Origin of the sequence: Herpetosiphon geysericola (assembly GCF_001306135.1) — a bacterium.
Lineage (GTDB): Bacteria > Chloroflexota > Chloroflexia > Chloroflexales > Herpetosiphonaceae > Herpetosiphon > Herpetosiphon geysericola.
The window spans coordinates 146556-158741 of sequence record NZ_LGKP01000021.1 but is presented as its reverse complement, the minus strand read 5'-3'; the positions used below and the strand labels follow the sequence as shown (position 1 = coordinate 158741).

Here is a 12186-nt window from a genome sequence, read left to right as displayed (position 1 = left end):
TTTAGCGATAACCCAAGTCGGCTAACGCTGCAAGCAAGGCATCATGATGTTCTGGCAGGCCAATACTCACGCGAATACAATTGGCTAGCTCTGGGTTGCGATAGTAGCGTAGCAAAATTCCCCGCTTGGCAAGGTCGGCTTTGAGTTGGGCAGCATCGCCACGCTCAACCCTGCACAAGATAAAATTTGCCTGCGATGGAAACGGCGTGAGGCCGTCGATTGCTTGCAGCGCAGCGAATAAACGCTCGCGTTCAGCCACCATTACCTTGGCGCGGGCATTCAGCGCCTCGGTTTCAGCCAACGATTGTAAAACCGCCACTTCTGCTGCCACATTGGTATTGTAGGGTTGCTTGATTTTCCACAAGTGAGTAATCAACCACTCTGGAATCAGGCCATAGCCCAAGCGCAAACCAGCTAAACCAGCCCATTTGGAAAAGGTGCGTAAAACTACCAGATTGGGATAATGACCGACTAAATCGGCAACACTCCCCGAACTAAACTCGGCGTAGGCTTCGTCCAACACGAGCATTGTTGGTAATTCCAATAGGCGTAGGACGTGCTCCCGCGCCAAAAGGTTGCCCGTCGGGTTGTTGGGCGAGGGCAAAAAGACCATTTTGGCTTGATGCTCATACACTGCGTCGGCAACTGCTTCAATATCAACATCGAAGTTGGCATCGCGTGGCACGGCCACAAAACGCCCGCCAACAACGCCAGTGTTGAAGCTATACATGCCGAAGGTCGGCGGGCAGGCAATCACCACATCGTTGGGCTGCACCAGCACTCGCATCAATAAATCGATAATTTCATCCGAGCCATTGCCACACAAAATCCGTTCAAGCGGCTGGCCAATAAATGGGCTAATTGCCCGCCGCAAACGGGTCTGATCTGGGTCGGGATAAATTGCATAAAACGGGAAATCGCGCAACGCTTCGGCAACGCTGGGCGCTGGCCCATAGGGATTTTCATTGGCATCAAGTTTAATAATCTGCTCAATCGGAATGCCCAATTGTTCGCTGAGCACATCGAATGGTTGAATCGGCGTGTAGGCTTCCAGCGCCGCAATATCAGGCCGCACAAACTTGGTTACATCAGCCATCAGTTGGTTCCTTCGCTGAGGTGGCTTAATCTGGCCTATGATACCATGCCCCGATCAACGCTGCTTAAATTGCGCCCTTGGCAAGGTCGATCATGCCGCGCATTGTTGCATAATTATCGTTGCTGGCGGCAAATAATGGCTCGTTGGCCGATGAGCCTTCGTAGAAGCGCTGCCAATCGAACGGCCCGCCAGAAAAGGTCGATAATTTGCCGCCAGCCCGCTCCAGAATTGGCCATGCGCCAGCAATATCCCATAAACTGGCGTTGCCTAAAATTGCGGCGCACGCGCGACTGCTCGCCACATAGCAGACATTAGCGGCGGTGCTGCCCAACGAGCGAGTTTTGCCTGGATAGCTAATGTTATAGCGCCAATGAGCATTCGATGGCACTGCCATCCACGACTGGCTATCGAGAAAATCGGGATTTTCAGCCTGAATTACTTGGCCGTTTAAGCTTGCTGGCCCAGTTAAGCCCGCCAAATAACATTCGTCGAGCACTGGCAAATACACGCAGCCAGCAGCTGGATAGCCATCGACCAACAAGCCAATCGAAACGCACCACACTGGCAAGCGCTTAACAAACGAACCAGTGCCATCAATTGGATCAAGCACCCAAATCCGCCCGCTGTTGCTGGCTTGGCCGCCGCCCTCTTCGCCCATAATCAGATCATCGGGAAAGGCTTGGGCAATCTGTTCGCGCAGCATCTGTTCAATTGTTTCATCAACTTCGGTTACCCACGAGTTATCAGCTTTGCGGCGGGGCGCGGCTGCATTGTAATCCTGAAAAATATCGAGGGCATAGGCTCCAGCCTGGCGTGCCCAAGTTTCCATTAGTTGAGCTTCGTTGGGTGATTGCATTGTTGTATCCTTTATTCGCGACCAACAAAGCTACCGCGATCAGCACAATGCTGGTCACGGTGAGTGGCTTCGTCGTCACGGATTGAATTATTCGTCGTCTTCGGCTTGAATCTCAGGGCGCACAATGCGCACAGCATTGACCGCTGGATCAACGCGGAGATCACCAAGCTCTGGAAATTGTACCAGCAATAGTTCGCGGCCATCGCGAATGCGCGTTTTTTGCACCACGCCCTCGCCATAGGGCACGCAATGCACCCGATCGCCTTGTTTAAAGCGTGATTCGCTTGGCTCAGCGTTGTGATTGGCAGGATTTGGCCGCGTAATTAGTTGGGCAACCCGCGCCTCAGCTTCGCGCTGTTCGCGCAAACGGCGGGCTTTTTCGAGCATGGCCTGTGGATCGGCGTTGGCTTCCACGGGCTTGGCTGGTTGCTCATTGCGCTGATTGGGTTGTTGCTCACGCTGATTTGGCCGCTGATTGGGCTGCGCTTCACGCGGCATGGGCTTGGTTGGCTGCTCATTGCGCTGATATGGCCGGGCTGGCTGTTGCTCACGCTGGACTGGCCGCTGGTTAGGCTGCGTTTCGCGTGGCATCGGCTTGGTCGGCTGATCATTGCGCTGATACGGTCGGGCTGGCTGTTGCTCACGCTGGGCTGGCCGTTGATTGGGCTGGGTTTCGCGTGGAGCAGGCCGTTGATTCGGCTGTTGCTCACGTTGAACTGGGCGCGAGATTGGGCGTTGGGCCGCAGGTTTTTCCTGCGCGTTGCGTTGCTGAAACGGTGGCCGCTCGTAAGCTGGTGGCTGGTTGGGCGCTGGCACAACCACCGAACCACGTTCTGGTGGCAACTGATTGCTTGGCGCAACAGCTTTGGGCTGCACCAACGGCTGGGTCGAACGCTGCGCTTCATTACGCCCAACGCTGGCCTTGCGGCGCGGCGGACGGGTCACATTTGGCTTGGCCTTTTCGGGCGCTGGCGGTGCTGGCGGCGCTTCGTTGCGCACTGCTGGGCGTTGGTTGGTAATTGGTTTGCTTGCTGGCGGTTGCTGAGCCGCCAAGCGCATCGGCTGGGCTGGCAAGGCTGGTTGGTTCGGCAAAGGAGTCGTTGGGCGTTTGACCGCCTCGCCCTGTTTGGGCAACGAACGGGGCAAGGCAAAAACATTGCCACGTCCACGGCGGCGGGCATTCAACTCGTTCGTGCTAATCACCATCGATTGGCGGCTGGCACGTTCGACGCGTGGCGGCGCAATTTGGGCTGGTTCTGGTGGCATATCAGCCCGCAACGGCGCTGCCAGCGGCACCAAAATCTTTTCGAGCCAACGTAACTCGGCCTGCGCATAACTGGCATAGATTGGGTCGTTGCTCATGGTTCGCGCCGCCAAGCCAGCCAAATGCAGCCAGGCCTCAAATTGGCTATACAACTGCTCGACAATGCCGCGTCCGCCAGGCTGCGCTTCGACCAAATATAGCTGTTGGTCGCTCAGGCAAGCGACCATGGCATCTGGTTGGCAACGCAGCAACAATGGCAGGACGCCAAGCAGAATTTCGCCCAAGCCAGCCCCTGCTTCTGGAGCGCCAAGCCACAAAGCCGGAGCATTCCACTGCAATTGAATCGGTGGCTCGAACGGTACGCGCCGCAGACTGCCATCATCTGCAAGGCTGCGCCGTGCCACAATTTCCTCAGTTACTACGACGCGGCCAATCGTTAGTTCGATCTCGGCGCGTGCGCCATCCAACGGGCGTTGGCCAAAATGCTCGCGCACCGAGACGCTACAGCGATGCTCGGCCAAGGTTGGGGCTGCATCCTGCAAGCGTATGCTTAACGACCCATCATCGTTCCAGCCAACCACCCGCCCGCCGAGCACGCTCGCGCCGCTAAACAAACGTCGCTCAACCGTCACCGAATCGAGTTCGGCCAAAAATGTGCCTTCGTGATCGACGATCTGGACTGGCACATCGCTAATCGTGGTTGGATGCAGCGTTGCGTAAATATCGCTGCGCTGCTGCAAATTGGCGACTGGTTGCCAGGTTGGGCTATCGGGCAGTTGCGCCAATTGGTTGCGCTGGGTCAGGCGCTCGACTAAATCGCTCACTTCCCATGCGCTAATTTCGCTCTGCTGGAGCGGTCGCTCTTCGGCGGCACAGCGCAAATGGCCGCTGCTAATATAGTTATTTTGGGTAGCAACTGGCAAGGCTGGCGGCAAATTGGGCGTGAGCAAGGCAGGTTGGGCCAATGCCGTTTGGGCCGCAATCGACTGATCGGTGACCAACACCACTGCCCGATGGCCGCTCGCCAATAAACTTGGCAGGCTGGTTGCATTCACGCCACCCAACATCACCAACACATGGGATGGAGCTGCCGCGCGTGGCACAATACTTAATCCTTGGGCTGCGCCGCGTTGGGCCAAAATTGCCCGTTCTAGGTTATCGGGTGCATCAAGCTGAACACTTAAGCCTGCTTGGCGCAAGGCGAGGGCCAATTTCAGCGCTGCATCAACTGGCTGCGCGCCACCATTCCACAATGCCCACGTCAAGGGAATGCGGGCAGTATTGGCATAGACCAGCGGCGGCAGATGATCAAACACCCGCGCCAATAATTCATCAATTTCGGCGACTGGCGCTAAGCTAGCGTAGAGCGTCAATGGTCGGGCACGCGGGCGCAAGCGTTCGACCCGCCGCAACAACCAACGGCAATGGCCGAAGCTGGTGCTATTGGCTTGATCAAAGGCTGGCAGGACAATGCCACTCAACTGCGGCCACATATTCGACCAACCGCGATGATGGGTGCGCAACATGCGTTGATGCAAGGTTGTGGGCGTGGTTAAAATCAGCCGCGGCGGGCTATGCGGTGGGCGGGTGGTTTGCTCAACCACAAGGTGCGGAAAACCGCCGCCCAGCAGAGCATCGATATTATTGGCAGTTTGCGCCAAATCGTGCAAGCTGGCTGCATCAGGTGCGAGTAACAACAAACTGCCTTGATTGGCGCTAATATGCTCGGCGGCCAAGAGCAACAAACAGGCTGGGCCAAGTGGCGCAGGTGCAACCAAGGCCAAGCCCAAACCACGCCGCACAGTTGCCAACGCCTCTGCTTGCCACGGCCAGCCAGTCTCGCCCAACAAAGCTCGCCATGCCACCGCCAATTCAGGAGCTAAGGGCAACGGCTGGGTGCTGGCATCGGGCAAGGCTAATTCACCGCTGCGCAACAAGGGCGAGCGGCTGCTTTGGGCGAAACGTTGGGCAATTTGCTGCAAGACGTCGCCGATTGGCGTTGAGGCAGACGATATACTCATAGCTCTATTTTAACATGATCCTAGCCAATTGAGCGAGGGGTATTTAGGCTGATTTTATGCAACTTCTTCGATTAACGAAAAGTCTATTTCTGATGAATCATGAAAGTTTTTAGTTCATTCTGAACGAGTTTTGCAACGAAATCTTTTATTATTGGCATAGAGCGTCGATCACCACCCTTCCGTCCCGCCTCAAGGCAGGAAACGCAGGGTGTTTTCATCCCCCTGCACCCCCTCAAGGACAATTGCTGGTAAGCAGCCGTTGCTTGATGAACCTATCGATTGGAGGGTTGCTCAGCCTTCGCGATCTTCGCGTTCTTCGTGGTTCCGTTGCGCTAATCTTTGGCTAAACGTTTGCAGGCCGCAATCAGCGCTTCAAGGCTGGCAACTTGGGGAATCTGGTAGCGAGCACAGACAATATCAACATTGCCTTTGCGCCAAAAGCCTGCTGGGCAACAAACCAACAGCTTGCCACTGCCAGCAAATAAGCCCAATTCGAGCAAGCTAATTGGCGATTGAGTTTGCGGCGCAAAGTAGATGATGATCAAATCGGCCAATGCCAAGCCATCTAGCTCCCATTCAACTTGGCCGCGAAACAGTGGATTATCGATCGTTTGCGCCCACGAGCTATCCCAGGCATCGCGGCGCGGATTGAGCAACAATACATCATCAGCAGCCAATTCTTGTGCGATTTCAGCTTGCCAATCAATCGCGCTGCCCATCTCGATCGAGCCAGCCAAGAAAATTGTGGGCAAGGTTTTGCTGGTGGGCAAGGCACTTGGCGGCTTAAGCACAATCGCCATGATTAAGCTCCTTTGAAGGCCAACATTTCGAGGGCTGGCTGCCGGTCGCCATTGCAGGCGATGCGGCGAGGCGCTGACAAAATTTCAATCTGAAACCCAAGTTGCCGATAGAGATCCAAAATGCGTTCAGTTGCTTGATTCGATGCAACGACTGGCCCGCGATGCGCCGCCAACCACTCTGCCAGTTGCACTTGCTCTGACCAACTAAAGCCCTGTGAACTATAAGCGCGAAACGGCACATCATAGGGTGGGTCTGCATAAATAAAGGCATTTGCTGGCAGCTGAATCGCTGCAAAATGGCCTTGCTGAAAATGCCATTGGCTTAATACTTCGCGATAATGGCCAAAATCGTAGCAATAGCCAATGCGTTTGTAGCGCCCAAATGGCACATTAAACATACCACGCTGATTAAAACGACATAACCCGTTATAGCCAGTTCGATTGAGATAATAAAATAAACCAGCGGCCTGGGCGGTTTGGGTTTCGCCAGCTCGAATTAAGTGATTGAATTGATCACGATATTGATAATACAGCGCTTGATCATTGCGCAATTCAAAATCAATCAACAAACCTTGCTGCAACCAATGATAAAAATTAATCACATGCTGATTAATATCATTCAAAAGTGCATGTTGCGGTTGCAAGCCTAAAGCAACAGCCAAACCACCAACAAATGGCTCCACCAAGGGCCGATCGTGATACGCTTGCCAATAATCGATTAAGCGTGGAATGAGCCAGCGCTTGCCGCCGGCCCATTTCAATGGTGGCGTTAATTGAGCGAGAGCTTGGTTCAGCATAGGCTTCCTGTTGGTCGATATTCGGCCCAACTATACCATACTGACACAAACATGCTACTCTTGGGGCAAGGCTTCGAGCTGGAAATCGCGGAATTCGGCGCTAAAGCCAGTTTGAATTGGCGCAGCAGCCATGAGGCCAACTTGCACAGGCAAGGCGGGCGGAAAATAGCCCAAGCGCACCATGGTTGGCGTAGCTGCTGCCTCGGTGGCATACAGCACTTGCAGCGTGTCGCCGTTGCGCGTGACCGTCAGCCATAGTTCTTCTGGCGCTTCAGCCAATTTCACCACCGACCAATCTGAGTGTTCTAGGGTCAGAACAGCGCTCACATGATACACGCCATCGACATATTCGATGCCACATTTGAGCCAATTATATTCATCAAGCCGCACCATCAAGCCAGCTTGATCATACTGGTTTTGGTAGTTGGCACGCACTCGCACGCTACAACTAAAATTATTTTCGGCAACTTGATAGTAAAAATGGCCAGAATCATAAATAAACCCATAGTGGGTGGTGCGCCAAAAATCGCTTTTGGTTTCAGGGGTTATGGTCAGCACGTTATCGTTTGATGACCATTGTTGGGGTTCGTTTAACCATTGCATCGCGTTTGCTCCTTCGAAAACTAAGCACGATCTGAGCATGTTGGCCTATTATAGCGCTATCTCTCAATGCTCAGCAGGTCGAGAATCAAGGGCGTGATCTGGCTAATATCGGCGACTTTGGCGGCGCGTTGAGCGTTCGCACCAACCACTAACAATGGCACAGGGTTGCGGCTATGGCTGGTGTGTTCGATCATCTCTAAGTTGCCATGATCACTGACCACAATCAAGCTATCGTTGGTTTGCATTTGGCTGAGCAACGAGCCAAGCATGTGATCGATTAGTTCCAATGTGCGTTCTGGTGTTTCAGCAATTCGCCGATGGCCGACGAAATCGGGCAAATAGCATTCGTAATGCACAAAATCGGCCAAACGTAGCGCTCTGCCAAGCCGCAAGCCCGCTTCGTGGGCCGTAATTGTGGGCAAGCCAGCCAACGCACCCCATTGTTGCAAATAAGCGCCAGTTATATCCCACGTTACTGCTTGGCCGTTGCGCCACTCTGGCGTAGCAGGCAGCGCCAAATCGACAACTTGGGCAGCAAAGGCGGCGGCGGTTGCCCGTTGCTCGCGCTTGGCTACGAGCTCCCAATAGTTATCGCGATGCACGGTGGCAATCAGGCTGGTGCGGCCAAGCTGTTGCACTTTGGCAAATAGGCTTTGTTCAGCAATCATCGGGCGCTGCGATGGTGCAGGATAGGCCGGATAATGCCTACCCAATAAGGCTGAAGCGTTTACGCCCGTCCATAAACTGGTGTGGCCGGTGCCACTTTGCGGCAAGCCTTCAACGCCCAACGTCGCATCAATCGCCCGAAAATAGAGCCTTGGCTGATCGATCAGCAAATTGCTGTGTGGCACAGCGCCAAGCAACCTGCTGAGGGTTGGCAAATGGGCAGTTGTCCAAGGTGGCGCTGGGGCTGGCAACAAGCCAACACCATCAATAAAACAGACAATTACGCTCATCGGACATCAATCCCGAAGCGGGCCAACAACGCGCTGCAACGCTCGGCTGGCTGAGGGCTGAACGGATCGCGCGGGCCATGCGAATCGCCACCAGCGCTGATCAAAAAGCTATGCAAGGCCGCTTGCTGCTCAAAAAAGGCCACTTGCTCAGGGCTATGCATTGGATAATAGACCTCAATGCCATCAAGCCCAACCGCCGCCAGCGCCGCCAAATCTTCGGCAGTGGCTGGGATGGCGTAGACGCTTTTTTCGCGCCCAGGATGGGCCAACATTGCCACCCCACCAGCAGCGTGCGCTACCTGCACAATCTCGGCCACACTCAACGGATTGTAGGCTTCAGGCTGGTTGGTCAACAAATAGGCCATGCCCGCCGATTCGGGATCAACACCAGTTTGGCCGGGCCAGATTCCATCACGCACCAAGGCATGGGCCACATCGGCCAAATTGGCCGGGCGATCGACGGCAATTTGGCCAAGGCTTGGCAGCTCGTGGCCAGCAGCGTGGGTTTGCTCCAGCAAGCGTTGGGCATCTGCATGATTGCGGCTTACAACCGCCTCGCACAAGCCCAAAATTCCAGCATCGTTGGGGTTTGCGCCATAGACCAAAGTATGCCAGAGCTTGTCATTGAAAGCGCTATCGAATTCAACACCGCCGATGAAATGCAGGCCAGCAGCCTGCGCCGCCGCAGCAAAGGCAGCTACTTGGCTGGTCGTATTGTGGTCGGCAATGCCAATCACGCCAATTCCAGCAGCTTGGGCCGCCGCGATTAATCCGTTTGGTGTCCAATGTGAATGATGGGGTGTAGCAATGGTATGACAATGCAAATCGAGCAACATTTAACCCTCCCAACACAAAGGGCCAAGAGCACTAGCTCTTAGCCCTGCGATGGCGTTGCCAAAATGGTACCACAATTTAGGGTTGGTTGACGGTCGGATTTGGGCTATTGATTGGAGTATTTTGGCTTTGGCTATATTTGCGCCATTTGCGCCAGCCAAACCAAGCAACCAACAGTAATGGCAACCAAATTGGCAGCCAGACGGCCCAAACAACCAAGGTCTCGGCCAAATCTTTGCCAATTGCCAAAACATCGTCCCAAGCGCCACTCGCAGCAGCAAGCGGAGTCCAGGCTGGTTTTTCGGCACGGGCAAGCGCGTTGCGCACATTTTGGCCAATATCAAGCGTGGTAAAAATGTTATATTCGGTGGCTTTTGGCCGAATCATCAAAGTAACCAAGCTCATCGAAGCGCTATCGCTCAAAAATTTCTGGCGGCCCTTGATAACTTCAATTTGGCTTTCGTATTGAGCTAAAGTTTCATTGATTGTAATCGTATCGGCGATAGTTTCAGCTTTGGCCAACAATTCGCGAATTCGCGCGGCGGTTGCTTCCAAATTGGCTAAGCGCGACTGATTATCAACAAATTCTTCGGTAACATCTTGGCCCGACACTTCGCGCCGCACAACTTCGAGCTTATTTTCTTCAAAGGCATTCAAGGCTTTTTCAAATTGATCGGCGGGCACTCGAAAGGCCAGCGAGATATAGGCTTGGGCTTCGTCATTGCTGCTCGCATCATCAGTCGAAACGATAAAGCCACCCAAACGCAGCACCATATTTTCAATTTGGGTGCTGGCTAAGCGCATTTGCTTGTAGTCGATCAGCGCTTCAACATTAGCGTTTTTAATCACCAAGCGCTCGGTGGCTTGGCTAGGTGCAGCATTCGGCTGTTGTGGTTGCTGGGTTTTGCCTTCGCTATCAGTTGGTGCAGCAGCCCCGCCAAGTGCCGTCGAACCAGTGCTTTCAGGCGATTGCGACAACAACATCTCTGAATTAGCAGAATCTTGACGATATAAGTCAGTCGACGATTCGGGCATAGCCTCGCGATTAGATGGTTCTAACGCATTCGAAACAGTCTGTAATTTTTGCCCAGCATTACTCGAACCATTAAACACTTGCGTAACGATGAAAAAGACAACCAAAACCGCAGCACCAATCGCCAATAACCGTTTGCGTGAACGAATTTGAGCTAACATAGCAATTCCCTTTCTCGAAATGGGTTAAATGTTGGCTTGTCGCGACATTTCTATAGCATCAACGCCACGAATGCTTAAATTGTTCCCTTGATCAATAGCTATGTAGCGATTTGGCCAAAAGTCGATGCTTAGACTCCTTGGCGCTTGCGTAAATGTGGGCGGCGACGCAACTGGCTACGCCGGATGATGGCTGGGGCAGATTGCACGGGCAGCGGGGTTTCAACCGTATTAGCTTCGCGAATCCGCTTGATCCAAAATTCTTCGACTAAGGCTTGACCAACCACCGCCAACGGAATCGCAATCACGCCGCCGATGATCCCAAGCAACTCGATGCCACTAAACAAGGCCAAAATCGTCACGACCGGATGGGTTTCGACCGCCCGACCCATCACCTTTGGCGCAATGATATGAACTTCGACATTGCCAACAATCAGGTGCAGCACCAACACCCAAACCGCCAGAATTGGCTGCACCGTAAAGGCGACGAGCATTGTGATTAGAGTTGCTACAAAGCCGCCCACATAGGGAATCAGCTCTAGCAAACCGCCGATAACGCCCAGCGCGACCGGATACGGCACGCCCAACATCCACAAGCCCATGCCAAAACAAACGGCATAGAAGGTTGCGACCGTCAGTTGAGCCCAAACCCAGCGCCCTAAGCGGCGGCCAATCACATTCGTAACATTAATCAAACGTGCTTGAAAGCGATTAGGAATCATTAATTTGATGAAATTGCTGGCAACATTGGCGCGGCTAACCAAGAAAAACGCCAACACCAACACCACAATAAAATTGATGATCACGCCCATCAAGGTGCGGCCAAAGGTTAATGCAGCACCACTAAACCCGCCAACCATCGTGCCAGCATAATGGGCAGCTTGGCCTGCCAAATCACCAGTTGGCAAGCTTTCGCGCAAGGTCGGAAACTGCTGGGCAATCCATGCGCTTGCTTGTTGAGTTGGTTGGCGCACCAAATCGGGGAATTGTTGGGCCAGAATCCGCACCTGTTGATTGACCATCGGTACCAGCACAAAGCCCAAGCTCACAAACATCGCAATAATGATCGTGTAAATTACCAAAATCGTGATTGGGCGCGCAATTCGCAATTGTTCAAAGCGTTGCACGACGCCAGAAATTGCCACCGCGAGCAAGATTGCTACGAAAAACAGCACCAACACATGATTCAGCAGAATCGTGATCCAGACCCCTGAAAAAATCAGCAATGTCCAGCCTACGGTGCGGGCGCTGACGCGCACTGTTAGTTCTTTGGGCATAAGCCGCTACCCTTCCAGCGCTCCGAGAAGCTAGCCCAAACGTGGCGTTAGGCGCAGTTCTGGGCGATTATGTTGACACTGGCCACACAAGCCAAATGCTTCAAGCGCATGGCCGTGAATTACAAAGCCTGTCGATTTACCAAGTTGGCTCAAAATACCATCAAGGTCGCAGGTGTTGAAGGCAACCGCCGTGCCACAGCGAGTACAGACCAATTGGTGTTGATGTGGATGGGCTGGCAAGTAGGCGTGGTCGCCCTCGTCGTGGTGAATTCGCGCCAACCAATGGCTGGCCGCCAACATATCCAAAGTGCGATAAATCGTGGCCCGCCCAACATCGGGCAACTCGGCCACCAACTGCTCAGCAGTAAACGGCTCGCGCCGACTGGCAATCGTGCGCACAATCAAACGCCGTGGGCCAGTCATACGGCAGCCTTGCTCATTCAGCGAGCGTAATACATCATGTTCCCAAGCCATAGATTAAATTCCTTGCT

Annotated in this window: 11 protein-coding genes; all 11 read right to left on the bottom strand. The window is 53.7% G+C overall.

Going from position 1 to position 12186, the window contains the following annotated elements; all coding sequences use genetic code 11:
* Nucleotide 1: 1 nt before the first annotated feature.
* Complete coding sequence (gene hisC, locus SE18_RS12115; RefSeq protein ID WP_152976631.1) at nucleotides 2–1096, bottom strand: histidinol-phosphate transaminase; 1095 nt, start codon at nucleotides 1094–1096, stop codon at nucleotides 2–4.
* 64 nt (nucleotides 1097–1160) lie between these two features.
* Nucleotides 1161–1952, bottom strand: coding sequence for an inositol monophosphatase family protein (locus tag SE18_RS12110; RefSeq protein WP_054534722.1), 792 nt, complete (start codon nucleotides 1950–1952; stop codon nucleotides 1161–1163).
* Between the two features lie 87 nt (nucleotides 1953–2039).
* On the bottom strand, nucleotides 2040–5237 hold the full coding sequence (locus SE18_RS12105) for a hypothetical protein (protein WP_054534721.1): 3198 nt from the start codon (nucleotides 5235–5237) through the stop codon (nucleotides 2040–2042).
* A gap of 332 nt (nucleotides 5238–5569) precedes the next feature.
* On the bottom strand, nucleotides 5570–6037 hold the full coding sequence (locus tag SE18_RS12100; RefSeq protein WP_054534720.1) for a nucleoside 2-deoxyribosyltransferase domain-containing protein: 468 nt from the start codon (nucleotides 6035–6037) through the stop codon (nucleotides 5570–5572).
* Nucleotides 6038–6039: 2 nt separating this feature from the next.
* Nucleotides 6040–6834: a DNA adenine methylase gene (locus SE18_RS12095; RefSeq protein ID WP_054534719.1), complete on the bottom strand. Its 795-nt coding sequence runs from the start codon at nucleotides 6832–6834 to the stop codon at nucleotides 6040–6042.
* A gap of 54 nt (nucleotides 6835–6888) precedes the next feature.
* Nucleotides 6889–7437: a DUF1349 domain-containing protein gene (locus SE18_RS12090; RefSeq protein WP_054534718.1), complete on the bottom strand. Its 549-nt coding sequence runs from the start codon at nucleotides 7435–7437 to the stop codon at nucleotides 6889–6891.
* 56 nt (nucleotides 7438–7493) lie between these two features.
* Nucleotides 7494–8393 (bottom strand): alkaline phosphatase family protein, encoded by a 900-nt coding sequence (locus SE18_RS12085; protein WP_054534717.1) that lies wholly within the window; start codon nucleotides 8391–8393, stop codon nucleotides 7494–7496.
* A complete protein-coding gene (locus tag SE18_RS12080) occupies nucleotides 8390–9229 on the bottom strand; it encodes a PHP domain-containing protein (RefSeq protein ID WP_201783492.1) in 840 nt (279 codons plus the stop codon). Before SE18_RS12080 ends, SE18_RS12085 begins: the two co-directional genes overlap by 4 nt.
* Nucleotides 9230–9305: 76 nt before the next feature.
* Nucleotides 9306–10421, bottom strand: a complete 1116-nt coding sequence (locus tag SE18_RS12075; protein ID WP_054534716.1) for a DUF4349 domain-containing protein — start codon at nucleotides 10419–10421, stop codon at nucleotides 9306–9308.
* Between the two features lie 128 nt (nucleotides 10422–10549).
* Complete coding sequence (locus SE18_RS12070) at nucleotides 10550–11695, bottom strand: AI-2E family transporter (protein ID WP_054534715.1); 1146 nt, start codon at nucleotides 11693–11695, stop codon at nucleotides 10550–10552.
* Nucleotides 11696–11725: 30 nt separating this feature from the next.
* A complete protein-coding gene (locus SE18_RS12065) occupies nucleotides 11726–12169 on the bottom strand; it encodes a Fur family transcriptional regulator (protein ID WP_054534714.1) in 444 nt (147 codons plus the stop codon).
* Between the last annotated feature and the right edge of the window lie 17 nt (nucleotides 12170–12186).